The organism is Micromonospora sp. NPDC049089 (assembly GCF_040648775.1).
Classification (GTDB): Bacteria; Actinomycetota; Actinomycetes; order Mycobacteriales; family Micromonosporaceae; genus Micromonospora.
The window spans coordinates 1-25,657 of the sequence record NZ_JBEZEH010000089.1 but is presented as its reverse complement, the minus strand read 5'-3'; the positions used below and the strand labels follow the sequence as shown (position 1 = coordinate 25,657).

Annotated in this window: 24 protein-coding genes and 1 pseudogene; 15 read left to right on the top strand and 10 right to left on the bottom strand. The window is 70.8% G+C overall.

Annotated elements, in window-relative coordinates; all coding sequences use genetic code 11:
• Positions 1-237: 237 nt before the first annotated feature.
• Positions 238-1,288 (top strand): annotated as a pseudogene (locus tag AB0B48_RS17180) (LD-carboxypeptidase).
• 3 nt (positions 1,289-1,291) lie between these two features.
• Here AB0B48_RS17180 and AB0B48_RS17175 read toward each other — a convergent pair.
• The 3 genes from AB0B48_RS17175 to AB0B48_RS17165 all read right to left on the bottom strand — a co-directional run bounded on the left by AB0B48_RS17175 (position 1,292) and on the right by AB0B48_RS17165 (position 4,199).
• Complete coding sequence (locus AB0B48_RS17175; RefSeq protein ID WP_357202193.1) at positions 1,292-1,873, bottom strand: GNAT family protein; 582 nt, start codon at positions 1,871-1,873, stop codon at positions 1,292-1,294.
• Between the two features lie 173 nt (positions 1,874-2,046).
• Complete coding sequence (locus tag AB0B48_RS17170; protein ID WP_145787991.1) at positions 2,047-3,219, bottom strand: zinc-dependent alcohol dehydrogenase; 1,173 nt, start codon at positions 3,217-3,219, stop codon at positions 2,047-2,049.
• A 29-nt stretch (positions 3,220-3,248) separates the two neighbouring features.
• Positions 3,249-4,199, bottom strand: a complete 951-nt coding sequence (locus AB0B48_RS17165; RefSeq protein WP_357202189.1) for an SRPBCC family protein — start codon at positions 4,197-4,199, stop codon at positions 3,249-3,251.
• A gap of 243 nt (positions 4,200-4,442) precedes the next feature.
• Here AB0B48_RS17165 and AB0B48_RS17160 point away from each other — a divergent pair, with 243 nt between their 5' ends.
• The 5 genes from AB0B48_RS17160 to AB0B48_RS17140 all read left to right on the top strand — a co-directional run bounded on the left by AB0B48_RS17160 (position 4,443) and on the right by AB0B48_RS17140 (position 9,769).
• On the top strand, positions 4,443-5,453 hold the full coding sequence (locus AB0B48_RS17160; protein WP_357202186.1) for a carboxypeptidase regulatory-like domain-containing protein: 1,011 nt from the start codon (positions 4,443-4,445) through the stop codon (positions 5,451-5,453).
• A 66-nt stretch (positions 5,454-5,519) separates the two neighbouring features.
• Complete coding sequence (locus AB0B48_RS17155) at positions 5,520-6,038, top strand: sigma-70 family RNA polymerase sigma factor (RefSeq protein ID WP_357202183.1); 519 nt, start codon at positions 5,520-5,522, stop codon at positions 6,036-6,038.
• Positions 6,025-7,233: a hypothetical protein gene (locus AB0B48_RS17150; protein ID WP_357202180.1), complete on the top strand. Its 1,209-nt coding sequence runs from the start codon at positions 6,025-6,027 to the stop codon at positions 7,231-7,233. Before AB0B48_RS17155 ends, AB0B48_RS17150 begins: the two co-directional genes overlap by 14 nt.
• A gap of 79 nt (positions 7,234-7,312) precedes the next feature.
• Positions 7,313-7,675 (top strand): SCP2 sterol-binding domain-containing protein, encoded by a 363-nt coding sequence (locus AB0B48_RS17145; RefSeq protein WP_357202177.1) that lies wholly within the window; start codon positions 7,313-7,315, stop codon positions 7,673-7,675.
• Positions 7,676-7,687: 12 nt separating this feature from the next.
• Entirely contained in the window at positions 7,688-9,769 is a 2,082-nt protein-coding gene (locus AB0B48_RS17140; RefSeq protein ID WP_357202196.1) for a glycogen debranching N-terminal domain-containing protein, read from the top strand.
• A 103-nt stretch (positions 9,770-9,872) separates the two neighbouring features.
• Here AB0B48_RS17140 and AB0B48_RS17135 read toward each other — a convergent pair whose 3' ends face one another.
• Complete coding sequence (locus tag AB0B48_RS17135) at positions 9,873-10,832, bottom strand: helix-turn-helix domain-containing protein (protein ID WP_357202174.1); 960 nt, start codon at positions 10,830-10,832, stop codon at positions 9,873-9,875.
• Positions 10,833-10,926: 94 nt separating this feature from the next.
• On the opposite strand from AB0B48_RS17135, the gene AB0B48_RS17130 reads away from it, so the two are divergent.
• A complete protein-coding gene (locus tag AB0B48_RS17130; RefSeq protein ID WP_357202171.1) occupies positions 10,927-11,937 on the top strand; it encodes a saccharopine dehydrogenase NADP-binding domain-containing protein in 1,011 nt (336 codons plus the stop codon).
• 248 nt (positions 11,938-12,185) lie between these two features.
• Positions 12,186-13,700 carry a DUF1996 domain-containing protein gene (locus AB0B48_RS17125; RefSeq protein WP_357202168.1) on the top strand — a complete coding sequence of 505 codons (1,515 nt, stop codon included), beginning with the start codon at positions 12,186-12,188 and terminating at the stop codon, positions 13,698-13,700.
• An 82-nt stretch (positions 13,701-13,782) separates the two neighbouring features.
• On the opposite strand, the gene AB0B48_RS17120 is transcribed toward AB0B48_RS17125, so the two are convergent.
• Positions 13,783-14,289 carry a hypothetical protein gene (locus AB0B48_RS17120; protein ID WP_357202165.1) on the bottom strand — a complete coding sequence of 169 codons (507 nt, stop codon included), beginning with the start codon at positions 14,287-14,289 and terminating at the stop codon, positions 13,783-13,785.
• A 172-nt stretch (positions 14,290-14,461) separates the two neighbouring features.
• On the opposite strand from AB0B48_RS17120, the gene AB0B48_RS17115 reads away from it, so the two are divergent.
• A complete protein-coding gene (locus AB0B48_RS17115) occupies positions 14,462-15,172 on the top strand; it encodes a carbonic anhydrase (RefSeq protein WP_357202162.1) in 711 nt (236 codons plus the stop codon).
• Here the strand turns inward: AB0B48_RS17115 and AB0B48_RS17110 are convergent.
• On the bottom strand, positions 15,084-15,833 hold the full coding sequence (locus AB0B48_RS17110) for a hypothetical protein (RefSeq protein ID WP_357202159.1): 750 nt from the start codon (positions 15,831-15,833) through the stop codon (positions 15,084-15,086). The genes AB0B48_RS17115 and AB0B48_RS17110 overlap by 89 nt on opposite strands.
• A 186-nt stretch (positions 15,834-16,019) precedes the next feature.
• On the opposite strand from AB0B48_RS17110, the gene AB0B48_RS17105 reads away from it, so the two are divergent.
• Both AB0B48_RS17105 and AB0B48_RS17100 read left to right on the top strand, forming a co-directional pair.
• Positions 16,020-17,207, top strand: coding sequence for a DUF418 domain-containing protein (locus tag AB0B48_RS17105; RefSeq protein WP_357202156.1), 1,188 nt, complete (start codon positions 16,020-16,022; stop codon positions 17,205-17,207).
• A 9-nt stretch (positions 17,208-17,216) separates the two neighbouring features.
• Positions 17,217-18,308 (top strand): winged helix DNA-binding domain-containing protein, encoded by a 1,092-nt coding sequence (locus tag AB0B48_RS17100; protein WP_357202152.1) that lies wholly within the window; start codon positions 17,217-17,219, stop codon positions 18,306-18,308.
• On the opposite strand, the gene AB0B48_RS17095 is transcribed toward AB0B48_RS17100, so the two are convergent.
• The 4 genes from AB0B48_RS17095 to AB0B48_RS17080 form a co-directional block, all read right to left on the bottom strand.
• On the bottom strand, positions 18,305-18,760 hold the full coding sequence (locus tag AB0B48_RS17095; protein ID WP_357202149.1) for a DUF5990 family protein: 456 nt from the start codon (positions 18,758-18,760) through the stop codon (positions 18,305-18,307). The genes AB0B48_RS17100 and AB0B48_RS17095 overlap by 4 nt on opposite strands.
• A gap of 14 nt (positions 18,761-18,774) precedes the next feature.
• Complete coding sequence (locus AB0B48_RS17090) at positions 18,775-19,377, bottom strand: TMEM175 family protein (RefSeq protein WP_357202146.1); 603 nt, start codon at positions 19,375-19,377, stop codon at positions 18,775-18,777.
• Between the two features lie 69 nt (positions 19,378-19,446).
• Positions 19,447-19,974, bottom strand: coding sequence for a pyridoxamine 5'-phosphate oxidase family protein (locus AB0B48_RS17085; protein WP_357202144.1), 528 nt, complete (start codon positions 19,972-19,974; stop codon positions 19,447-19,449).
• Between the two features lie 264 nt (positions 19,975-20,238).
• Positions 20,239-20,643, bottom strand: a complete 405-nt coding sequence (locus AB0B48_RS17080; RefSeq protein ID WP_357202141.1) for a nuclear transport factor 2 family protein — start codon at positions 20,641-20,643, stop codon at positions 20,239-20,241.
• A gap of 67 nt (positions 20,644-20,710) precedes the next feature.
• Here AB0B48_RS17080 and AB0B48_RS17075 point away from each other — a divergent pair, with 67 nt between their 5' ends.
• From AB0B48_RS17075 to bla, 4 genes are all read left to right on the top strand, one after another.
• Positions 20,711-21,247: a helix-turn-helix domain-containing protein gene (locus tag AB0B48_RS17075; RefSeq protein WP_357202138.1), complete on the top strand. Its 537-nt coding sequence runs from the start codon at positions 20,711-20,713 to the stop codon at positions 21,245-21,247.
• Positions 21,248-21,358: 111 nt separating this feature from the next.
• Positions 21,359-22,060 (top strand): DUF4396 domain-containing protein, encoded by a 702-nt coding sequence (locus AB0B48_RS17070; protein WP_357202135.1) that lies wholly within the window; start codon positions 21,359-21,361, stop codon positions 22,058-22,060.
• Positions 22,061-22,265: 205 nt separating this feature from the next.
• The gene (rph, locus tag AB0B48_RS17065) at positions 22,266-24,881 is read left to right on the top strand and encodes a rifamycin-inactivating phosphotransferase (protein ID WP_357202132.1); all 2,616 of its coding nucleotides are present in this window, start codon (positions 22,266-22,268) and stop codon (positions 24,879-24,881) included.
• 26 nt (positions 24,882-24,907) lie between these two features.
• Positions 24,908-25,657 (top strand): class A beta-lactamase (gene bla / locus AB0B48_RS17060; RefSeq protein ID WP_357202129.1); only part of this gene is annotated, 750 nt, incomplete at its 3' end.

The window sequence follows — 25,657 nt, the reverse complement described above, 5'->3', positions numbered from 1 at the left end:
AACGGGGCGAGTTCCCAGGCTTCCCGGCGGCAAACGGGGTCACGGGCGGATTCGGACTCCCCGCCATCGGCGGGCGGAGCCTCACAAAACATCCCAGTCACGGTCCCTTGTGGACCCCCACACCGATCGACGGCTGTCGTAGGCTGTGGCAGCTCGCACACATCGTCTGATCACGATGAGGGGACGCCGGTGGCCACTTCTGGAACAGACCCAGCCACGATCGAGGGGCCCGCGCGAGTGCCCCTGTCCCGTCGGAACATGCTGCGGATGGGAGCGGCGGCGGCCGGTGGCGCGGTGCTCGTCGGCTCGGCGGAGGCCGCGCCCGCGCAGGCCGCGCCGGTCGGTCCGACGCGCGTCGTGCGGGCACCGGCGCTGGCACCCGGTGACCGGGTCCGGGTGGTCTCGCCCGGCAGCACGCCCGACCCCACGAACATGGCTCGCGGCATCGAGATCCTGCGGAGCTGGGGCCTTGAGGTCGAGCTGGGCAAGCACGTCTTCACCAAGTACGGCTATCTGGCCGGCACCGACGCGCAGCGGCTGGCCGACCTGAACGCCGCGCTCACCGACCCGGGCATCCGGGCCGTGTTCGCCGCGCGGGGTGGTTACGGCACGCAGCGGATCGTCGACCAGATCGACGTGTCCGTTCTGCGCCGCGACCCTCGGGTGGTCGTCGGTTTCAGCGACATCACCAGCATCCACGGCAAGCTCTGGCGCGAGACGGGCCTGGTCACCTTCTACGGCCCCATGGTCAACTGGAGTGACGCCCGCACCGGCCCCGAGTCGGCCGAGGCGCTCCGCAGGGCGGTGATGACCACCGCACCGGTCACCATCTCTCTCTCGGGACCCGGCCGAGACAGCCGCTTCCGTCGTGGTGCCGGGGCGGGCATCGGGGCCGCTGCTCGGCGGTTGCCTGACGCTGATCTCCACCTCGCTCGGCGCGGAGGACTCTCCGAAGTTCGACGGCGCGATCCTCTTCTTCGAGGACGTGGACGAGGCTCCGTACAGCATCGACAGCATGCTGACCGAGCTGCGCCGGGTGGGCGTGCTGCGCAGGGTCGCCGGCGTGGTCATCGGCCAGATCACCAACAGTGTCGCCGAACCGGGCGAGTGGGATGCGGCAGCGGTGCTCAAGGACCGCCTGTACGACCTCGGCGTGCCGGTCCTGGGCGGGCTACGGCTGGGGCACGGCAACGGGCAGCTCACCGTTCCGCTGGGCTCGCGCGCCACGATCGACGCCGCGGCAGGGACCCTGACGGTGGAGCCGGGGGTCCGTCCGCGCCAGGCCTAGGGCTCAGACCTGCGGCGTCTGGTTCCAAGGGGACGGGTCGTCGCGCAACCGGCTGTACAGATAGCCGTCGCGCCACTGGCCGGCCCGAAACTCGCTGGCCCGCACGACACCCTCGAGCTGGAAGCCGGCCTTCTCCAACGCTCGTTGCTCGGCGACGTTCTCCGGGTGCGTACCGGCCTGGATGCGCTGGGCCGGGCTGTGGTGGAAGAGGTAGTCGCAAAGCAACGCCTGGGCGCGCCAGCCGATGCCTCTCCCCCGCCACTGCGGCAGCAGGACGATGCCGATCTCCCAGTACGACGCCCGTCCGGCGTAACGCCCGGCGGTGTAGCTGACGATGCCGGCGGCAGCCTGCTCCTGCTCCTGCTCGACCTCCACGACGAGCCGTCCGTCGTCCTCGCCGAGGTAGCCGTCGACGGCGAACCGCCGTGCCGGCGCCCCGGCGTCGCTGAAGCCGGCCCAGTCCAGACCGATCAGGCCCGGCTCGGTGCGGAGCCGGCGGAAGATCGCCAGGTCGGGCTCGGCAACCGGCCGTAGCCGGACAGTGAGATCGGCCGAGACAGACATCGACATATCGCCACTTTCCATGGCGACACGCTAGCTCACGCGGGGCCGAGTGCGGGTTCTGCGCCGTGCCCGCGCAGAGCGACCGGCGTTGATAGCCGAGGCCATGGTCGGCTCCTTTGGAGCTGAATCGTTGACGACATCAGCTCCAAAGGCAGCGCGAGGAACTCCCCCGCCCGGCGGACCTGGCCGCCGGGTCAGACCTTGAGCAGCACCTTCGTGCAGTCGTCCTGTTTCTTCTGGAAGATCTTGTAGCCCTTCGGTGCGTCACGCAGCGGCATCCGGTGGCTGACGATGAAGCTCGGGTCGATCTCGCCGCGCTGGATGCGCTCCAGGAGCGGCCGGGTGTAGCGCTGGACGTGGCACTGACCGGTCCGCATGATCAGCGAGCGGTTCATGAACGCGCCCATCGGGAACTTGTCGACGAAACCGCCGTACGCGCCGACGACCGAGACCACCCCGCCGGAGCGGCAGGCGAGGATCGCCTGCCGGAGCGCGAACGGTCGTTCCGTCTCGACACGCGCGGCCTGTTTGGCCCGGTCGTACGCGTACATGGCGGCGTTGCCGTGGTGGCCCTCCAGGCCCACCGCGTCGATGCACGCGTCGGGGCCCCGGCCGGCGGTCATCTCGTTGAGGGTGTCCAGGACGTCGACTTCCTCGTAGTTGATCGTCTCCGCGTCGATGTGCTCCTCGGCCAGCCGCAGCCGGTACGGGAACCGGTCGATGACGATCACCCGCTCCGCGCCGAGCAGTCGGGCGCTGGCCGCGGCGAGCAGCCCGACCGGCCCGGCGCCCCAGACGGCGATGACCTGCCCGGGTTTGATGTCGCACATCTCGGCGCCCATGTAGCCGGTCGGGAACACGTCGGCCAGCATGACCGCCTGGTCGTCGCTGATCTCGTCGGGCACCTTGACCGGGCCGACGTCGGCGAACGGCACCCGGGCGTACTCGGCCTGGCCACCGGCGTAGCCGCCGAGCAGGTGCGAGTAGCCGAAGATGCCGGCCGGCGAGTGCCCCATGATCTTCTCGGCGATGCCGGCGTTCGGGTTGGAGTTCTCGCAGACCGAGTAGAGGCCGCGCTGGCAGGACGAGCAGTGCCCGCAGGCGATCGGGAAGGGCACCACCACCCGGTCGCCGGGGGCGAGGTTGCGGACCTGGGGGCCCACCTCCACCACCTCGCCCATGAACTCGTGGCCGAGGATGTCGCCCTTGCGCATCGCGGGGATGTAGCCGTGGTAGAGGTGCAGGTCGGAGCCGCAGATCGCGGTGGTGCTGATCCGGACGATCGCGTCCCGGGCGTTCATGATCTTCGGGTCGGGTACGTCGATGACCTTGACGCTGTCGGTGCCCATCCAGGCGGTGGCCTTCATCAGCGGTCCCTTTCGGAGAGCTCGGGCGGTCAGCGGCGGGACGCGGGCAGCGGCTGGGCGGGTCGCTGCATGGCCTGTTGGCGTACGGAGATGCCGTTGGGGCTGCCCTCGGAGCGGACGACCTCGCCGGTCTCCAGCACCTGCTTGAACCGGCGCAGGTCGTCGCGGACCTGCTGCTCGGGTTCCTCGCCGAAGAGCTTCGCCACCGCTCGGCCGAGCGCGCCGGCCGGTGGCGCGTAGCGCAGCTCCACCCGCACCTCGGTCCCCCGGTCGCCGGGCGCGGGCACGAACCTGACCCGGCCGGCGTTGGGCACCCGGGTTCCCGGCAGCGACCGCCAGGTGATCGACTTGTTCGGCTGGTCGTCGATGATCTCGGCGTCCCACTCGACGCGGTGTCCGGCCGGACCACGGGCGATCCAGTGCGAACGGCGCAAATCGTCGGCGCGGACGGACTCCAGGTGTGCCATGAACCGGGGCAGGTTCTCCATGTCCCGCCAGAACCGGTACGCCTCGGCGGGCGACCGGTTCACCGTCACCGCGATCTCCATCCGGATCACCCGCGCGCGGGCCCGTCGCGCCTGGCCGATGCGGATGGCGGCGAGCGCATCGACGGCGGTGATGCCGGCGATGGCGAGGGTGGTCAGCGCGACCCGGCGGCGGCGTTCACCGCCACGGTCGGCGAGGGCCCGCCCGAGCAGGGTGAGGTCCATGGCATCGCCGGCCACCCGGCTCCAGGCCCAGCCGGCCGGCCGGCGACCGCTGAGCAGGCCGGCGGCGCTGCCCAACTCCCGCAGACCGATGGCCGGGAGCACGGACCGCGCGGCCGGGGAGTCGTCCACCCCGGTCAGTCGCGCGACGGGTCCGGGGGCGACGAGCGCGGCTACCCCCAGGGCCAGGCTCAGCAGGCCGAGCGCGCTCGGCAGCGTCGCCGGCACCGGCCCGTCCAGCTCCGGCAGGAGCACAGTGTCGACACGACTCATGTCCGGTTCCTTCCGGTGGGCGTCGCCGCCGGTCCGCTGGCGGGAGCGGCGGGGGTCCCGCCCCCGTGACGCTATGCGGTACCCGTGACCTTTGCGCCACATTTCGGGCATATCGCGGCATTCGCGGCGCACGGGCGAGTTGCGCGCCTCGCTCAGTCAGCATCACGACATTGACCGAAATGGATCAGACACTCACCGTTACCGTCTGCTCACCGTCGCCGCGACACCGGAGGGACCACGCCAGTGAGCCGCACACTCCTGCGCCACCTGACCGCCACCATCGCCGTCGCCCTGCTCGTCGTCGAAGCCGCCGCGCCGGCCGCCGCGCGTACCCCCGGGTCGTCCGCGCCCGGCGCCGTCCGCACCGTCGTGCGCGACGCGGCGACCGGCGCGCCGGTCCCCCGGGCCTGCGCCGCGCTGGTCCCGGTGGACGCCGCGGCGTTGGCGGCGGTCACCCTCGGCGAGGACCAACTCGGACGGTACGGGGGGTGCGCCGACGAGCAGGGCGTCCTGGTGACCGGGGACGTCGCCCCGGGGAGGTACCGGCTGCTGGTGCGCCCCTACGACACGACGATGCACGGCTGGCAGTGGGTGGGCCGGCACGGCGGCACCGGCGACCGTGAGCGGGCACAGGTGGTCCAGGTCCGGGCCGGCGCGGTGACCGACGCGCCGACCATCCGGCTCGACCCGCCGGGCACCATCGTCGGAGTGGTGACCAACGCGGCGACCGGCGCACCGGTCAACCGCGCACTGGTCATGGTCGTGCCATACGTGCCGCATCCCAAGTACGACGACCACGGCCCGACCACCGACGAGGACGGCCGCTACACGATCACCGGCCTCGGGCCGTACCACTGGCCCGTGCAGTTCGCCGCCGCCGGGCTGGCGACAGTGTGGTCCGGTGGGGTGGGCGGTCGGCAGCAGGCACGGCCGGTGCGGGTCCGCGCGCACCAGACAGCGAACCTGAACCAGGCGCTGCCCGCCGGCATAGCGCTGGGCGGAGCGGTAGTGGTCGACGAGCTTGCCACCTACGCCCAGGTGATCGCGTTCGACGCGGCGACCGGGGACCTGGCCGGCGTGGCGGACGCGGGCAGCGGTTACGCCCTGCGCCTGCTCCCCGGGCAGCGGGTGAAGCTGCGCTGCGACTGCGCGTACGCCCCGCCGGTGTGGCACCGCGACGCCGCCGGCTTCGACGCCGCGACCCCCGTGCGGGTCCGCCGGACGCCGGTCGTGGTGGACTTCAACCTCGACTGACCCGGATTCTGGCCGGCTGCCGGAACCTTCTCCCGGGCCCGTGGGTGGGAGTGGTGGAGAAGGGGGGTGACGGTGTCCGACGGCGATCCGATCTCCGAGCTCTACGCCAGCTGTTTCCGACGCCTCGTCGTTCAGCTGTACGCGGTGACCGGTGACCTGACCGAGGCGCAGGAGGCGGTCCAGGAGGCGTTCACGCGAGCACTGATGGCGCCAGGGCGGTTCGCCGAGCTGGAGAACCCGGAGGCCTGGTTGCGTCGCGTCGCGGTGAACTGGGCCCGCAGCCGGTACCGCCGCCGTCGGGTGCTCGACGGGCTGCTGCGCCGCATCGGTCCACCGCCGGCCGTCGCCGACCACTCCCCGGAGCACCTCGCCCTGCTCTCCGCGCTGCGCGTGCTGCCCGAGGGGCAGCGACATGCGCTGGCCCTGCACTACCTCGTCGACCTGCCGGTGGACGAGGTCGCCGCGACGCTGGGCGTGTCGTCGGGGACGGTGAAGTCCCGGTTGTCGCGGGGCCGGGTCGCTCTGGCGGCGTTGCTCGCCGACACTGACGCCACGGAAACCGGGAGGATCGATGTCCGGTCGTGAGTTCTCCGGGTTCGACGTCGACACCGTCAGCGAGGCCGTGTCGCAGCCACCCCTCGACGAGCTGCGCACCAGTGCCCGATCCCGTCGGCGCCGGTCGGTCGCGACGGTGACCACCGCACTGGTCGTCCTGGCCTGGCTGACGGTCGTACCGCTGGTGGTCGAGCCGGACCGGGGCACGCCGGCCGACCCGCCGACACCGTCAGGTGCGCAGTTCAGCGAATTCACGCTGACCGGGCCCGACTCCGGGGTCGACGTGCGGCAGGACGGCTGTGTCGTGCGCTTCTCGTACACCGGCGACGACGGCCGCAGTTGGTCGGACTGGGACGCGGCGCGCTTCGAGGGCACCCGGTGTGCGGCCGACACCGCCGCAGCGACGCCGAGCAGCAGCATGGACTTCTCCGTGCTCGGTGAGCGGTCGTACCTGGTCACCGACTACGGCCTGGCCCACCTCTCCACCGACTACGGCCGCACCTGGCGGGACGCGGATTCCGCGATCGTCGCCGTGCCCACCTTCCCGGCGACGGCCCGACCTGTCTCCTGCGGATTCGGCTGTGATGCGGTGTCGGAGCCGCTGGCGGTGGACCCGTCGAGCGGAACGGTGTACCGCCTCACCACCCCGGCGCCCACGGTGCTTTCGCTGTTCAGCCTCTACCCGGCAGCGGACGGCAGCATCTGGGCCACGTACCAGACAGGCGGCTCCCAGGGGGCGACCGTCGCCCGTAGCGCCGACCGAGGGGCGACCTGGACCACCTGGAAGGTGGGCGCCGACGCGGTGATCATCACGGCGGTCGGGCTCGACGATCGGGAAGGGTACGCGCTGATTCAGTCGACGACGACGGCTGGCGGGGTGCGGCTGCTGCGTACCACCGACGGTGCGAAGACCTGGACGGACACCGGCGCCGAGTTGCCGGCGCAGCTGCACTACGACCTCACTGTGGGGTCGGACGGCTCCCTGCTGGCCATCATTCCCGGGGAAGGCGTCGAACCCGACCGCCGTGCGCAGCTGCTGGTCAGCCGGGACGATGGACGAAACTTCACTGTCGCCCGGGAGTACGGCCGGGTCGTCGGTTCGGTCAGTGTCGCGCCTGGCTACGCCTGGCTCTTCGGGCGTGACGACGGGTCGACGGGCGAGCCGGACCACGTCCTCGTCACCACCGACGCGACCACCTGGACCCGCTTCTCGCTCGCACCCTGAACAAGGGGCACCACCGGCGTTAGGAGTGCGCGGCAGCGGGTAGCCGGCATTCGCTCTGACCAGCGTCCGGGGAGGTGGGATGTCGGAGACCAGCGCCTTCTTCGAGCGGTTGACGGTCGCTGGCCAGGATCCGCGGTTCAGCAAGGTCTGTGGCAGGGTGCGATTCGACATCGGCGACGACGGCAACCTGGAGCAGTGGCTGCTGGACATCGATCATGGCCGGATGCGGGTGACCCGAAGCGGTGCCCCCGCCACCACTGTGATCCGGGTGTCCGCGCAGCTCGCGGACGCGATGGCGCGGGGCGAGGTGAACGGGCTGGCGGCGATCACCCGGGGCGAGATCATGGTCGACGGCGATCTCGCCCTGGCGTTGCGCCTCGGGCGACTGTTTCCGCGAGAGCCCGGGCGGCTTCAGCGCGAGGATCCCGACAGTGGGACGTGACCGATGAGGGACATCGCGGGCACCGTGGCGTGCATCGACGGGAACACCTTCATGGTGTCCGACGCCAGCGGCGACGTGCAGTCGTCCCCGAGCACCCCGGTCGGCCTCTTCGCCGCTGACACACGCTTCCTGTCCCGCTGGAGGCTCACCGTCAACGGCGAGTGCTTGACAGCGCTGTCGGTGGACGACAGCCAGTACTTCGAGGTCACGTTCTTCGCGGTGCCGGGCGCGGCGGTGGACTACGTGGAGGCCGACGTGTCGGCCATTCGTCGCAGGCGCATCGGCCCGGACCTCACCGAGTCGCTGACGATCTTCAATTACGGCGAGCGGGACATGACGCTCGACGTGCGTCTGGAGGTGGCCGCCGACTTCGCCGACATCTTCGAGATCAAGTTCGACTCCGGCGCCAAGAGCGGCGCGTACTACACGCACGTCGGCCCGAACGAGTTGCGCCTGGGCTACCGGCGCGGCACCTACCGCCGTGAGGTCGTCGTGTCGGCGAGTGAGCCCGCGGAGTTCGATCCGGGCGGCCTCCGGTTCACGGTCCGGCTGCGCCCCGAGCAGCAGTGGTCGACCCGGTTGCAGGCCGTCATGCTGGCGTTGCGTCCGGACGGCGTCGACCTGCGCGCCGCCCTGCGCGCCCAACGGCCGGACGAATCCACCCTGCCTGCCAGCGTGCGGGCCTGGGTCGCGGCGGCCCCGACCCTGGACACCGAAAGCGTCGGCCTCCAGCAGGTCTACCACCGCAGCCTGGTGGACCTGGCGGCGGTGCGCTTCGCCCCGCTCTCGCTCGGCGGCGCGAGCGTACCCGCGGCCGGGTTGCCCTGGTTCATGACCCTGTTCGGCCGCGACAGCCTGTTGACCTGCCTGCAGACCCTGCCCGTCACCCCGTCGCTGACCCCACCGACGCTGCGCATCCTCGCGTCGCTGCAGGGCGTCCGGACCGACGATGTCCTGGAGGAGGACCCGGGCCGGATCCTGCACGAGCTGCGCTACGGGGAGTCGGCCGCGTTCGAGGAACAGCCGCACTCGCCCTACTACGGCACGGTGGACGCCACACCGCTGTTCGTGGTGCTGCTCGACGAGTACGAGCGGTGGAGCGGCGACACCGCGCTGGTGATGGAGCTGGAGCAGGAAGCCCGCGCGGCCCTGGCCTGGATCGATTTGTACGCGGACCTCACCTCCACCGGCTACGTCTGGTACCAGCGACGCAACCGCGTCACCGGCCTGGACAACCAGTGCTGGAAGGACTCCTGGGACAGCATCTCCTATGCCGACGGCCGGCTGCCGGGTTTCCCGAGGGCCACCTGCGAAACCCAGGGGTACGCCTACGACGCGAAGATCCGGGGGGCACGACTGGCCCGCACCTTCTGGGGCGACACCGCCTACGCCGAGCGGCTGGAGAGCGAGGCGGCGGCCCTGTACGACCGGTTCAACCGGGACTTCTGGCTTGAGGACCGCGGCTTCTACGCCCTCGCGCTCGACCACGACGGCACCCCCGTGGACGGCCTGTCGTCCAACATCGGGCACCTGTTGTGGAGCGGCATCGTGCCACCGGAGCGGGCTGCCCGGGTGGTCGAGCACCTGATGAGTCCCGCGCTCTTCTCCGGTTGGGGTGTGCGGACGTTCGCCGAGGGGCAACGCCGCTACAACCCGCTCGGCTACCACAACGGCACGGTCTGGCCGTTCGACAACTCGTTCATCGCCTGGGGTCTGCGCCGTTACGGGTTCGGCAACGAGGCGGCCCGCATCGCCGAGGGCATCCTCTCCGCCGCCACCTACTTCGAGGGTCGTCTGCCCGAGGCGTTCGGCGGGTTCGACCGGGACACCACCCGGTTCCCGATCCGGTATCCGACCGCGGGCAGCCCGCAGGCGTGGTCCAGTGGGGCCTGCATGCTGCTGCTCCGCACCATGCTCGGGATCAACCCGCACGACGACCACCTGGCCGTGGACCCGGCGCTGCCGTCCGCGTTCGGGCGGATCGCGCTGCTGGACATCCCCGGCCGTTGGGGCGAGCGCGACGCGTTCGCCCGCCAACGCCCGGACAGCGGCAGCGGCAGCGGCAGCGGCAGCGGCAGCGGCACGGTCAGCTGACGTACTCGCGGCTGTAGCCCATCGGAACCCCCGACCGTCGGCGGAGCCGGAGCTTGGCATTCTGCCCGACGCCGAGGAGCGACGGCGTCCGCGCGCACCCCCTTCAGGATTCAGCCGTCGGCGGCCCGGCGGCCCGAAAGGTGCGCCGGTACGCGTCCGGGGGCACGCCGACGGTGCGGTGGAAGTGTCGACGCAGTGTCGCGGCGGTGCCCATGCCGGCTGCCTCGGCGACGGCGTCGATGCTGTCGTCGGTGTTCTCCAGCAGCTCCTGGGCACGGCGGATCCGCTGCGTCGACAGCCACAGCAGTGGGGTGGTGCCGGTGGCCGCCCGGAAGTGGCGGGCCAGGTTGCGTGAGCTCATGTTCGCCTGCCGGGCCAGGTCCTCGACGGTCAGCGGCCGGTCCAGGCGGGCCAGGGCCCAGGGCAACAGGGTGGCCAGCGGGTGGTCGTCACGGGCGGGCACCGGGGTGGTGACGTACTGGGCCTGACCACCGGCGCGGTGCGGCGGCACGACCAGGCGGCGGGCCACGGCGTTGGCGACGATCGAGCCGTGGTCGCGGCGGATCAGGTGCAGGCACAGGTCGATCGCGGCGGCCTTGCCGGCGGAGGCGAGCACGGTGCCGTTGTCGACGTAGAGCACGTCCGGGTCGACGCGGACCCGGGGATAGCGGGCGGCCAGCGCCTCGGTGTGGGCCCAGTGGGTGGTGGCCCGCTGCCCGTCGAGCACCCCGGCGGCGGCCAGCACGAACGCGCCGGTGCACAGCGAGACCATCCGGGCGCCCGCCAAGTGGGCCGCGCGGACCGCGTCGAGCAGGTCGGGGGGTACGTCCGCGTCGACGTCCTCGACCGACGGGATGATCACGGTGTCGGCGCGGGCGAGGCGGTCCAGCCCGTCGTCGGGCGCCAGCAGGAAGCGGCCGACCCGGACCGGGCGGGGGCCGCAGATCGCCACGTCGTACCAGGGGTCCGCCAGGCCGGAAGGGTCGTGGGCGAAGACCTCGCAGGCAAGGGCCAGCTCGAAGTGCAGCATCCCGTCGGTGGCGGCGATCGCGACAAGGGTCATGTCCGAAACTGTACGGGGGTTGGCGTTCCCGACACTGGCTGGTCGCCGCCCGCTGCGCGAGGCTGGACCCAGACGATCTTCCGAGGGGGCAGCGATGGGTTACAACGTGGCGGTGTTCGGGGCGTACGGGCACACCGGACGGTTCGTGATGGCGGAGCTGCGTGAGCGCGGATTCGGGGCCCTGCCGGTGGGCCGTGACCCGCGCCGGCTGGCGGCGTTCGGGCCCGGCTACCGGGTGGCGTCGGCCGACGATCCGGCCTCGCTCGACGCGGCGCTGGCCGGTGTGGACGCGGTCATCAACTGCGCGGGTCCGTTCGCGTCGACCGCCGCCGGTGTGATCGAGGCCGCGCTGCGCGCCGGGATCCCGTACGTGGACGTGGCGGCCGAGATCGAGGCCAACCTCGACACGTTCACCCACTTCACTGAGCGCGCCCGGGCCGCCGGTGTCGCGGTGGTCCCGGCGATGGCCTTCTTCGGCGGGCTCGGTGACCTGCTCGCGACGACGGCGATGGGCGACTGGACGTCGGCCGACGAGGCGCACGTCGCGTACGGACTGAGTAGCTGGCACCCGACGGCCGGGACGGTCGCCGCGGGCGTCGTCTCCCGCGAGCGCCGCGCCGGCCGCCGGGTCCGCTACACCGGCAGCCGGTTGGAGTACCACTCCGGTGGGGAGCTGCCGAGGGTGAACTGGGACTTCCCCGCGCCGCTGGGTCGCCGCAGCGTCCTCGGGGAGTTCAGCATGGCCGACGTCGTCACCATCCCCCGTCATCTGGTCATCCCCGAGGTCCGCACCTACATGACCGTCGACGCCGCCAGCGACCTGACCGCCGCGGCGGCACCGGTCGCGGTCGACGGGCGGGGCCGGTCCGCGCAGACGTTCACTGTCGACGTCATAGTGCGTCGCGGCGACGAGCGCCGCCGTGTCGTGGCCAGTGGCCGGGACATCTACGCCGTCAGCGCGCCTCTGGCCGTGGAAGCGGTCGGGCGCGTCCTCGATGGTCGGACGAGGACCAGCGGCGTCGCCTCCGCCGGCGAGATGTTCGACGCGCCCGACTTCCTGCGCGCGCTGTCGCCGGCCATCCGCGTCGAACCGGTCAGCGGCTGAGATCGAGAATTGGCCCACAATTTGTTACTCAAAATTCGTAATCATCGCACCATAACCCGGCGGCAGGACTTAAAGGAAAATTAAGGCTGCACGAGCGAAAAATTGTCATCCGGAGCCGTCGCGCCGGCTGCCAGGGCGCTTGTCAACCGGCCTCCTTAATTCTTTTCCCGCGAGTTGATGCAGGCCCCTGACGTGCACATACTCCTTCCAACAGAGCTTCACCGTCGACTCGAAGGAAACCACTGGTAATGCGGACTCCCCCCGCGCACGTCGCACCGCCGGATCGGGCACGAAAGCGTCGTCGCCTCACTCGCATCACGCTCGCCTCCGCGGTGGCCGCCGCGCTGGCCGGCAGCGGCATCTACATCGCCGGCGCCCAGGCCGAAGAGGTCGCCGTGCCCGGCCGGGTGCAGGCAGAGGCCTTCGCGGCGCAGTCCGGGGCGCAGACCGAGGGCACCGGCGACGCCGACGGCGGCCGTAACGTTGGCTGGCTGGCCAGCGGCGACTGGCTGCGCTTCGACGGCGTGTCGGTGACGGGCGTCGACCTGACGGCCCGGGTCGCCTCGCACAACGCCGCCGGCGGCACCGTCGAGTTGCGCCTCGGCGCGCAGGACGGTCCACTGCTGGCCGGCTTCCCGATCGCGCAGACCGGCGGTTGGCAGAAGTGGACGACCGTCACCGCGAAGGCGTCAGCTGTGCCGTCCGGTGCGCAGACCGTCTTCGCGGTCATGAAGAGCGCCTCGAAGTCGGACTTCGTGAACCTGAACTGGTTCACGTTCGGCCCCGCGAAGGGCACGTCGCCCAGCGCGTCGGCCACGCCGAGCACATCGGCCGCCCCTTCGGCCACGCCGAGTTCCACCGCGTCAGCGTCTGCGTCCCCGTCGACGTCCGTCCCGCCGAGCCCGCCGGCCGGCGGCTGGGTGCCCGTCGACCAGGCACAGTGGAGCAAGGAACTGGCCGCCTTCAACGCCATGAAGCCGAAGGCGGTGCCGCCGGGCACCACCCGGGTGCCGGAATTCCACACCGACTGCGGTGTCGCGAACTCGGCCTCGGACGATCCGATCGTCCTGCCTGGTCTCGCTGGCGCCTCGCACATGCACACCTTCTTCGGCCCGAAGATCGACGCCTTCACCACGACGGACAAATTGTTCGACGCGGCGAACACCTGCAACGCCCCCGGCGACAAGAGCGCCTACTGGACCCCGGAGCTGCGCAAGGACGGCAAGGCGGTGCCGATCAAGAGCATGCGCATCTACTACGGCTCGCGGGTCAAGGACCCGTCGACCGTCAAGCCCTTCCCGCCGGGCCTGAGGGTGGTCGAAGGTGACGCCAAGCGGCAGGTGGACACCCCGAAGAACGCCGGTAGCAACCAATTCTGGTGCGCTGGCAGCGCGGAGATCGGCCGCAGCGCCGACGGCAACTGGCCGAAGTGCGCCCCCGGCGGCAACCTGATCTTCCAGCTCGTGTTCAAGGACTGCTGGGACGGCAAGAACATCGACTCACCCGATCACAAGTCGCACATGGGCGACCCGGTGAACGGCGTCTGCACCGGCAAGTACCCGGTGGCCGTTCCGGATCTCTCCTTCATGGTCAACTACGAGTCGCTGGGCGGTGACGGCCTCAGCCTCTCCTCCGGCAAGCCGTCATCCATGCACGGCGACTTCATGAACGCCTGGGAACCGGAGCGTCTCGGCGACCTGGTGAAGTCCTGCCTCAACCAGAACGCCAAGTGCGGCGTCGACACGACGTTCGCCGGCGGCTGACCACCGCCTGCGATGCGACGGCCCCCACCCTCAGGCGTGGGGGCCGTCCGTCACCGCACCCGGTGCGACCGGGTCACGAGGTTCAGATGACCAGTGTGAATCCCGCCGCCTTGCACGCGGCGGAGATGTCCTTGCCGGCCTTCTCGAAGGCCGGGTTGTCGGCGGCGGTAGCCGGGTCCGCCGCAGCCGCGGCCTTGGCCGCCTCCGCGCCGAACGCCCGCAGGGCCGTGGCCACCTTGCCGTCGCCGGTCGAGGCGACCACGGCGATCTTCTTGTCCAGGTCGTTCAGGATCTTCTGGTAATCCGCCGCCGACGCCTCGCCGGTCGTGGCGACCTTCACCAGCTCGGCCTTCATCTCGTCGCTGACCTTCTTCGCCGACTCGCAGAGTTCCTTGTCGCTCGCGGCACCCGCCGCGGGCGACGAGGCCGGCGTGGCGGCAGCGGAGGTGGCCACCGCGGACGGGGCTGCGGAGGTGGCAGCGGGCGTGGTGGATCCGGCGGTCGTCGCCTTGTCGGCGTCGCCACAGGCGGCGAGGGTCGTCGAAACGGCAAGGATCAACATGGCGGAGGCAAGGCGGGAAGATTTCACGGACGCGGACGATAGCCGAAGTCCAAACGATGATCAATTCGCTCGGCGATCCGCCACTCCGCGTGCTGTCAGCGGCGATGTCACCGTCGCCCACTGGTCACCACACGGTAACCACCAATGTGGACGGAAGCTGGTAGGAAGAGGCGAGTTGCCTCACCTCAGGGAGATGATCGTGGCACGTTCGCACCTGTCCCGTCGTTCGCTGCTGACCGCCGGTGGCGCCGCCGCCGTGGCCCTCGGCGCGGCCGCAGCCAGCCCGTCCGCCGCCTCCGCCGCGCCAGCGGAAAGCCCGGTCGACACGCCGACGGAGGCGCTGCGTCGGCTACAGGCCGGCAACCGGCGGTTCACCTCAGGCCGCGGCCGGCACCCGCACCAGGGCCTGTCCGACCTGCACCGGCTCGCCGCCGGCCAGCACCCGTTCGCCATCACCGTCGGCTGCGCGGACTCCCGGGTGGCCCCCGAGGTGCTCTTCGACCAGGGGCTGGGCGACCTGTTCGACAACCGGGTGGCCGGCAACATCGTCGACGACCTGCTGCTCGGCAGCGTCGAGTTCGCAGTGGAGGAGTTCGGCAGCCTGCTGATCGTCGTCCTCGGCCACGAACGCTGCGGCGCGATCACCGCCACCATCGACGCCATCCACAGCGGCGGTACGGCGCCCGGGCACATCGGCACCATCGTGGACGCCTTGCGCCCGATCGTCGAGCCGGTGCTGGACCAGCCCGGCGACCCCGTGGAGAACGGGGTGCGCGCCAACATCGCCGCCCAGGTGGAGGCGCTCAGCGCACGCAGCACCATCATCGCCGAGAAGGTGCACGAGGGCGCGCTGCGGGTGGTGGGTGCCCGCTACGACCTGGACAACGGGCGGGTTTCCCTGGTCGCCTGAAACCGTCACCCGATCCTGGGCCACGCGGACGGCGACGCTGGTCGGTCATCCACTGCCGCCGACCAGCGCCGCCGGTCGCGTCGCGGCCGAGGGTACGGCGGTAGTAGGACCATCCGGCCAGTGGCAACGCGATCGTCCAGGCCAACAGGAGTGGGAGACCGATCAGGACGCCGGTCGGGGTGAAGATGTCCTGCTCGCCGGGCTCCCTCAGGTCCGCCGCGAACTGCCAGGGCAGGGTCGCCGAGTAGCCGATCATCAGGGCGGATCCCAGCACGGTTGGCGTCAGCGGCAACCACTGTGGCACCCGACGTCCGCGCAGCCACGGTACCCACTGGGGGAAGACCACGCCCCAGTCCTTGATGAGCCCCAGCGCCAGTACGCCGCCGAGCCCGGCGAGGACGCACAGCAGGCCCAGGTAGAACGCGCCGGGCGGCAGGCCCAGGAAACCGTCGACCGGGTGGTCCCCTACCCCGGGCCCGCGACCGTGGTACCACTCGCGGAACGGACCGGGATGGGCGAACAGCGGGATGCCGAGGATCCATGGCACGTGCAGTGGGATGAAGCCCAGTACGGGGGCCATCCACGCCACGTGCCCGGCTCGGCGGGCCCAGGACGGCGGCGGTGGGGCGGGCATGGCGTTCGTGTGCGGTGTTCGAGTCACGGCGTCGTCTCCATCAGCGGCGGGCGTTGGCACATCCGAGATCACCGTCGCCGAACGGCGCGGCGAGCGGATCGCCGCGCGGAGGGACTCGTCTCCCCCGCCGTAGGGATGGCGCCTTTTCGTCACGACGGTGCGTGTGACGAAAGCACTTCCCGGCAGCGGGCCGCGCTCCGGAGGCTGGACACCATGAATGTGACCCGGCTCGACCCACCGGGCGACGGCCACCCACAGCCCTCGCCCGGGGACACCCTCGCCCGCATCACCGTCGTGGACGCACTGCGCGGATGCGCGCTGCTGCTCATCCTGCTGGTGAACATCGCGTTCTTCAGCTCCGGCTACGACTTCCACCTGGTCGACGACCCGACGCACGGCGCGGCGGACGTGCTGATCGCCGGCGCGGTGGAGCTGTTCTTCGCGATGAAGGCCTACCTGCTGTTCGCCTTCCTGTTCGGTTACAGCTTCACCCTGCAACTCGACTCCGCGGCTCGACGCGGAGCGGCGTTCCGCCCGGCGTTCCTGCGCCGGCTCTCCGGGTTGTTCGTTCTCGGCGTGCTGCACGCGGTGTTGCTGTTCCACGGCGACATCCTCACCACGTACGCGCTGCTCGGTCTCGTGCTCCTCGCGGTCCGGCGGATCGAGCCCCGCACCGCGCTGATCGCGTCGGCAACCATCATCGGCGGCATCGCCGTGGTGGTCGGGGTCGCCGCGGTCCTCGGCGCCACACTGGTTCCGGACGAGGCCGCCGCGCTCGGCGCCGGTGCGCGTTCCACGCTGTCTCTGGGCGGCGGCTTCGACGATGTCGTCCTGGAGCATCTTCGGTCGATGCCGGCGATGATCGGTGGCCTCGCCGTGCAGGGGCCGCTGGCGTTCGCGGCGTTCCTCGTCGGCCTCGCCGCCGGCAAGCAGCGGCTCCTCGCCACCCTGCCCGCCCATCACGACCTGCTGCGCCGGTGCGAGAAGGTGGGGTACCCGATCGGTCTGGCCGGCGCGGTCGTGTTCGCGGTCGGTGGTTCCACCGCGAACCTGACCGGACTGATGGTCAGCATCGTCACCGCGCCGTTCCTGGCCGCCGCCTACGCCGCGACCCTGCTGCGCCTGTTCACGCGGCGGCCGCGCCTCGCGGACGCGTTCGCGCCCGCCGGGCGGATGGCCCTGACCAACTACCTGGCCCAGTCGCTGGTCTGCGTGCTCGTCTTCACCGGCCTCGGGTGGGGCCTGGTCGGCCGCACCTCGCCGGCACAGACACTGCTGATCGCACTGGTGATCTTCGCGGGGCAGCTGGTGGTCAGCGCGTGGTGGCTACGGCGGTTCCGGTACGGCCCCGTCGAATGGGCGCTGCGCGCCTGGACCCACCGGGCGCGCCGCCCCAACTAGGGTGCTGACATGGTCGATCGGCACCAGGTGATGAACTTCCGGGTCCGGGCCCAGCAGCTCGACCGCGACGAGGGCACAATCGCCGACACCGCCGTCCTGGACCTCGGGGTGCAGAACACCGGTCCGGACGGCGCGCGGTGGGCGCTGGCGGTACGCGGGGTCGACGTGACCGCGTTGTCCGACACCGATCTGGTCCTGCTGTGGACGGTGCGGGGCGCTCCCCACCTCTACCGCCGGGCCGACGTTGCGAAGGTGGCGGCGGCGGTCGAACCCAACTCCTCGGCCGACGCGGGCAAGCGCATCTACGACGCCGCGAAACCGTTGAGGGCCGCCGGCATCGACACCCTCGCGGCCCTGGACGAGATCGCCGACCGGATGCGTGCCATCGTCAGCACGCCCACGGTCAAGGGGGACGTCTCCGGCCGCCTGGCCACCATGCTGCCCGAGCCCTATCTGCGGTTCTGCCGGCCCTGCGACGCCACGCACCTCTACGAGATGCCGTTCCGGCTCGCCGCCGTACGGGCCGGAGTGGAGCTGCAGCTCGACACCTCACCCCCGGTCCTGCGGCGCATCACCGGGTTCAGGAAGGCAGCCACGGCGGGTGACCGCTTCGACCTCATCCGCGCCTATCTTCGCCTGCTCGGTCCGGCCACCCCGAAACAGGTCGCCGACTACCTCGACTCCCCCGTGAAGGACGTGAAGGCGCACTGGCCCGACGACGTGATCGAGGTGACGGTCGACCGTGAGGTGCGCTCACTACTGGCCGCCGACGAGGAGGCGCTGGAGTCCGCCGACGGCACTGTCACCCGGCTGCTCGGCCCGTTCGATCTGTTCCTCCAGGCCAAGGACCGGGCGACGCTGGTGCCGGACGCCACCCACGCCAAGGAGCTGTGGCCGGTGTTGGGTCGCCCCGGCGCCGTCCTGGTCGACGGCGAGCTGGTGGGCACCTGGCGGCCCCGCAAGTCCGGCAGGACGTTCACCGTCGCCGTCCAGCCGTGGCAGCGACTGTCGGACGCCACGCGCAGGGCCATCACCGCGCAGGCCGAACGCCTCGCCGCGTACCGCTCCGTCTCCCTCAGCGGCGTCGACTTCGGCAGCTAGTCGGCTACTCGCTCCACCGTCCACGCGATGGCGGGCGAGTGCACCCGAGCGCAGACGGGCTCACCGGCGGCGTCGGTCAACCCGACCCGGCCGACCAGCGTCCCGTTGCCCTCGTGGGCAGCGCGCAGCAGCTCGGTCGGCACGTCGGTGAACATCAACTTCGCTCGTCGGAACATGGCGAAGCCGTCAGGGGTCACCGCGCCCCAGCTCAGATAGAGAAACCGCGCCCCGGGGCGGCCGTGCACCCAGGGGCCACCGACGTCGAGCGCACCGTCGACCTCACGGCTGGACACCTCGAAGGACCAGGTGGCGCTGGCCGCGTCGGCCGGGACCTGATCGACCACCTCGGCCTTGCGCTGAACCCCGACGTGTACGTTGCCCCGCCGCAGCGCGTCGGCCTCCGCACCGGGACGCTGACCTGGGAGATCGCTGCCGTCGATCCGGATCCGCATGGCACCGACTCTAGTTAGTCGGCCGGTTGCCCGGCGGTGTCGTCCTCGCCGTACTCGCCGCGGATGGGCAGGTAGTAGGCGGGCAGGAACCCGGCGATGATGGCGACGCCGGCGATCGGCACGAACGCGCCGACGAGGATGCCGGAGCCGATCCAGACCAGCGCGAGCGCGAACCGGCGACCGATGGCCCGCGCACCGATGGGACCGAGGCCGGGGTCCAGCAGTCTGGCCCGCCGAAGGTGCGCCCACACGATGTTGAAGAGAGCCGCCGCCGTCCACAGTGTGCCGCCGTAGACGACGACCGACGCGCGCAGCCCCTGCTCCGCGCGCAACGCGTCGGCGAGCAGCGACGTGGAGAACGGCAGGAACGCGATGACCATCAGGAGCAACGTGTTGAGGAACAGGACCCCTCGGTCGACGTGCCGGACGCGGTCGAACATGACGTGGTGATTCACCCACACCTGCCCGATGAGCAGGAAGCTCAACGCGTAGGCCAGGTACGACGGCCACAGCGCACCGAGCCCCTGAACGAGGCGCTCGAAGTCGTCGGGCGGTTGGATCTCCAGCACGAGGAGCGTCACGGCGATCGCGAAGACACCGTCGCTGAAGGCCAGCAACCGGCCCGGACTACGGGTGAGCCGTAAAGTTTCCCTTTTTGGGAGGCACGTAGCGAATTATGCAATAAATCAGCTTCCGTCATTGACGGAGCGACGCCAGAACTGGCGTGGCGCAAAACCTTCACGTCGCAGCCAGTGCTCGGTGTAGACGATCCGCTCCGCCTCGACGACCACGAGTGTGTCCTCGGGTGGCTCGGACAGCGCCCGCCCCTGCTCGGCGTGCTCGTTCTCCCACCGAACCGCTTCCCAGTAGTGCGCGCGGTCCGGATGCTGCGGCGCAAGCACTCTGGCCGTCCCGAACAGTTGGGCGCCGCGACTGCTGGCCAACCCGACCAGCGGCGCGAAGATGCCGATGGACACGCGCGGGTCGGCGGCGATGTTGCGGATCTTCGGAGACCGTGGCGCGGCGGTGAAGAGCACCGCGAAGCCGAGCGGGTAGTACCGCACCGGGGTGGCCAACGGCCCGTCCGGCCCTGTGGTCGCGAGCACGCACATGTTCTGCGACGACAACAGGTTGAGCAGGCGCTCCTCAAGCCGTTCACGATCGAGCCGCTTGGCTGGTGTGGGCTCCGACAGCCAGGGATTCGTCAACGGCATACGACGTCCTCGATCATGGCGAGCACCTTAACCCGCGTGACCCGCCGTCAAGATCGGCAGGTCACGCCGTACGCCGTTCTGCGCAGGTAGGTCTCGGCCAACTGGCGAAGGTGTGTTCCTCCAGCAGGGCGATGCTCCCGGGCGTGTGGCCGACAGCAGTTCGTTGACGTGCGGTTCCGAGACCCGGACGACGTCGCCGTCCACCTCGACCCGCGTGTACCAGTCGACCATGACCGAGAGTGTGCCAGCGCGGAGATGCCTCTTCTATCCCTGACCGACGGCCTGAGCGATGGCGAGGGTGTGCTGGTACTCGCGCCAGTGGGCCAGTTTGCCGCCCCGGGTCCGCAGCACCCCGATGAACGGCGCCGAGGCGGTCAGCCCGGTCGCCGTGTGGGTGCCAACCAGTTCGTATTCGACCACGATCACCTCGGGATCAGCGGTCTCGTGCAGGACCACGTTGCGACAGTCGTCGAACCGGACCGGGAACATCGCCCTGCCGGCCTGCGTGTGTTCAAGGACCTGCTGCTTCCCTTCGATACGGGTAGGGCGGCCGGGTGCGGCAAACGGCGTCTCGAGCACCACGTCGTCGGCGAGCGAGTCGGCCTCGTAGGTGGGCAGGTTCGCGAGCCACCGGGCGCGCATGCTGTCGAAGATCTCGCTTGGTGTCACGTCGTCCTCCTGGATAATGAGTCATGACTCGACTTATCCGTACGAGAATAATGAGTGGAGACTCACTTTGATAGAGGGTTCGCCGCTTCGTGCCGACGCGCAGCGCAACCGGGCGCGCATCCTCGACGCCGCCGAGGCGATCTTCGCCGAGTTCGGTACCCGTGCGTCCACCGAGGAGGTGGCCCGCAGGGCCGGCGTTGCCATCGGTACGGTCTTTCGGCACTTCCCCACCAAGGACGACCTGCTCGCCGCGATCATGAAGCGACTGCTCGCGCAACTCGTCGAGGAGGCCGCAAAACATGACCTCTTCACGTTCTTCACCCACCTGGTGGCGCAGGCCGCCGCGAAGAAGACCGTCGTCGACCTGCTCGCCGGGTCCGGGGTGGACATCCGGCTTCCCGACGCGGTGAGTCACCTGGAGGAGGCGGTGGGCAGGCTGCTGGAGCGGGCGCGAGCCGCCGGAGCCGTCGCCGACTCGGTACGGCTACCCGAGACGATGGCGCTCCTTACCAGCCTGTGCCAGGGCGCTCTGCACGGTGGGTGGGACCAGCAGTTGCAAGCCCGAACACTCACGGTCGTCTTCGCCGGCCTGGAGCGCGACTGACCACAGCAGGCGGGGCCAGCACCGCTCCGGCACGAGGGCCGGGAACGCCCGAACCGCCAATCCCGACGAGTACGACATGAAAGACTCGCCCGGCTGGCGGAAGGGGCGGGGGTGCAACCAACCTGGCTCGTGGCGCTCTCCTGGGCTTCGCTCGCGGTCGGCGTCGTCAGCTTCACGGTAGTGCTGGCCGACACCTATCTGCGCGGGCACCGTCAGCCGGTCCGGGTCATGGAGATCGTCTGGTTGGTGACCGTCCTCTACATCGGCCCGGCCGCCGTCCGCCTCTACTGGAACTGGGGCCGGCCCGAGGCGTTCTCTCGACGGCGGCAGGAGGGGCAACCGCAACGGCCCCGTCGGGGCATCGTCGTGACCCACGTGTCCCGCTGTGGCGCGCACTGCGCTCTCGGGTTCATCGTCGCCGAGATCGCCCTGTACGCCGTGAGATTCGACCCGGCCGAGGACCCGCTGTGGGTCGACTACGCCGGCGACTACCTGATGGCGGTGACGATCGCCGTGCTCTTCCGGTACTTCGCCGGGCCCGGTCGCAGCCTCGGAAAGGTCTGGCACGCGCTGTCGAACGTCGGCAGGATCGAGCTGCTGACCATCACCGCGTTCGAGGTGGCGCTGTTCGCGTGGCTGACGCTCGCCCATCGGGTGGTCCTGCCGGAGCCACCCCTGCGACCCGACAGCGCCACGTTCTGGTTCGCCGGTCAGCTCGGGCTGATAGCTGGATTCATAGCGGCCTGGCCCACCGCCTCCTGGCAGCTCGGCCGAGGGCTGAAAATCGAGCAGCGCCGACTTTCCTACGACTGAGCGGGGGTCCGATCCTACGACTGGGAGGGAGCCCGGTCGCCCGGTCGGTCGCCGCCAAAAACAAACGGCAAGGAGACCACTCTCCCTGCCACTTCTAACGTATACCGCACCTGGGGGCTTGCGGCAAGACCCCGGTCGTGGCGCAGAATCGGCGGCCGGACCAGCACAAACGAGGTAACGGGGGCGCGACGTGGGTGTGTTGTCGATGGACGGGGACCGCAGCGACCGGGCACCACTGTTGGATCTTCGAGAGGTCGACGAGAAGCAGGTGTCGGTGGTTGGCGGCAAGGCCGCGCACCTGGGCGCGCTGTCCCGGATCGACGGCATCCGGGTGCCGGCGGGGTTCTGCGTGACGACGGCGGCCTTCCGGAACGTCATGGCGCAGACGCCGTCGATCGACGATCGGCTCGATCAGCTGTCGCGGTTGAGCCCGGACGACCGGGAGGCGATCAGCACGCTCAGCGCGGAGATCCGCCGCAGCGTCGAGGAGACACCGGTTCCGGGCGACCTGGCCGCCACGATCACCGGCGCGCTCGCCCGGTTCGGCGAGCAGGGCGCCTACGCCGTACGGTCCAGCGCGACGGCGGAGGACACGCCCACCGCGTCCTTCGCCGGCCAGCAGGACACCTACCTGAACGTGGTGGGGCCGGAGGCGGTCCTGCGGCACGTCAGCCGGTGCTGGGCGTCACTGTTCACCGAGCGGGCCGTCATCTACCGCCTGCGCAACGGCATCGACCACCGCACCGTTCAGATGGCTGTCGTCGTACAGCGGATGGTTCTTCCGGATGCCTCCGGCATCCTGTTCACGGCGGACCCGGTGACGGGCGACCGGAAGGTCGCGACGGTGGACGCCAGCTTCGGCCTCGGCGAGGCCCTGGTGTCCGGTCTGGTGAACCCGGACGTCTTCACTGTGCGCGACGGTGAGGTGGTCGCCAGCACGGTCGCCGCGAAAGAGCGTGCCGTCACCGCCCTGCCCGGCGGCGGAACGCGGGAAGTGGCGATCGCCCCCCAGCGGCAGGAGCAGCCGGCGCTGACGCAGGCTCAGGCGCTGCGGCTGGTGCGGCTCGGGCGACGGATCGAGGCGCACTTCGGCCGCCCGCAGGACATCGAATGGTGCCTGGTCGACGACGACTTCCAGATCGTGCAGAGCCGGCCGATCACGACGCTGTTCCCCGTCCCGGCGGCCGACGACCAGGAGAACCACGTCTACCTCTCGGTCGGTCACCAGCAGATGATGACCGACGCCATGCGGCCGTTGGGGCTCTCCATGTGGCAGCTGACCGCCATGGCCCGGATGGTGGCGGCCGGCGGGAGGTTGTTCGTCGACGCCACCCGGCTGTTGGCCTCCCCCACCAGCCGCGCCGGCTTTCTGAAGATGGCGGGGCGCGACGATCCGCTGATGCGCGACGCGTTGGAGACCCTGCTCGACCGCCGGGACTTCGTTGCGACGCTGCCGGACCAGGCCGGTCCGGGTGGGCCGACGACCGGCGGCCCGTCCACCTCGGGCAAGGCCGACCCGACGATCGTGACCGAGCTGATCGAGCGCAGCGAGGCGTCCATCGCCGCCCTGCGACGCGACATCGCGACGGTGACCGGTACGGCGCTGTTCGACTTCCTGCATGAGGCGTTCCAGGAGCACAAGCGGGTCCTCAGTGATCCGTTGAACATGCGGGCGATCATGGCGGGCATGGAGGCCACCTGGTGGCTCAACGACCGGCTGCACGAGTGGCTGGGCGAGAAGAACGCCGCGGACACCCTCACCCTCTCCGCCCCCGGCAACGTCACGTCGGAGATGGGGCTGGCGCTGCTCGACGTCGCCGACGTGATCCGCCCGTATCCGGAGGTGGTGGCGTTCCTTCAGGACGTCGCGCACGACGACTTCCTCGACGAGCTGCCGAAGGTCGCGGGCGGGGCCGAGGCGCGCGCCGCCATCGAGGCGTACCTCGATCGCTACGGAATGCGCTGCGTCGGCGAGATCGACATCACCAGGCCACGGTGGAGCGAACGCCCCGCCACGCTCGTGCCCGTACTCCTCGACAACGTCAAGCTCTTCGAGCCGGGCGCTGCCCGGCGGCGCTTCGAGCAGGGCCAACAGCGGGCGCGGCAGCAGGCGCACGAGGTGTTGACGCGCCTGCGGGCGCTGCCGGACGGGCAGCAGAAGGCCGACGAGACCGCGCGGATGATCGACCGGGTGCGGGCCTTCATCGGCTATCGGGAGTACCCGAAGTACGACATCGTCAGCCGCTACTTCCTGTACAAGCAGGCACTGCTGGCGGAGGCCGAGCGGCTGGTGCACGCCGGGGTGCTCGCCGAGCCGGAGGACGTCTTCTACCTCACGTTCCAGGAGTTCCACGAGGTGGTCCGCACACACCGGGTGGACGCCGCGCTGATCCGGCAGCGTCGCGACGAGTTCCGGGCGCAGCAGGCGCTCACCCCGCCCCGGGTGCTGACCTCCGACGGCGAGGTCATCACCGGCGCGTACCGACGCGACGACCTGCCGGCCGGTGCCCTGGCCGGTGTGCCGGTGTCCGCCGGGACTGTCGAGGGACGTGCCCGCGTCATCCTGGACATGGCGCAGGCCGACCTCGAAGCGGGTGACATCCTCGTCACGGCCCACACGGACCCGAGCTGGACGCCGCTGTTCGTCGGCATCGCCGGCCTGGTCACGGAGGTGGGCGGGTTGATGACGCACGGCGCGGTGATCGCGAGGGAGTATGGCCTGCCGGCTGTCGTCAGCGTGCTCGACGCCACCCGGCTGATTCGCGATGGGCAGCGGATCCGCGTGCACGGCAGTGACGGGTATGTCGAGATCCTGCCCTGACCGACGGCACCCGCAGGAGGAGTGACATGGCGTTCCCGGTCCGGCGTCTGGCGACAGTGGTGGCCACGGCGGTGACAGTGGTGTCGCTGGCGGGGTGCGGCGGCGGCAACCGCGACTCCACCGAGGCGCGGACGACGCCGAGCCCGGAGGTGACCCTCGCACCGTCGCCGGCCGCCGATCAGGAGTTCCCTCGGCTGGAGGAGCAGTTCGGGGCGCGGCTGGGGATCTACGCCGTCGACACGGGCACCGGTCGCACCGTGGAGTACCGCGCCGACGAGCGGTTCGCGTACGCCTCGACGTGGAAGGCCCTCGCTGCCGCCCAGGTGCTCGACGGCACCACCGACGCCCAGTTGGACCGGGTGGTGCGGTACCCGGCTCGGGACCTGGTGGCGCACTCCCCTGTCACCGAGAAGCACGTCGGCGAGGGCATGAGCCTGCGCGCCCTCGCCGACGCCGCCGTGCGCTACAGCGACAACACGGCCGGCAACCTGCTGCTGCGCCACCTCGGCGGGCCGGCGGGGTTCGAGTCGAAGCTGCGCGCGCTCGGCGACACGGTCACCGAGGCGGCCCGCTACGAGACCGCGCTGAACGAGGGAACACCGGGCGACAAGCGGGACACCAGCACCGCGCGGGCCCTGGCCGGCGACCTGCGGGCGTACACAGTGGGGGTTGCTTTGGAACCGGCGGACCGCGACGTGCTGCGCGGCTGGCTGCGGGGCAACACCACCGGCACGGCGCTGGTCCGCGCCGGGGTGCCGGCCCGCTGGGGGGTCGGG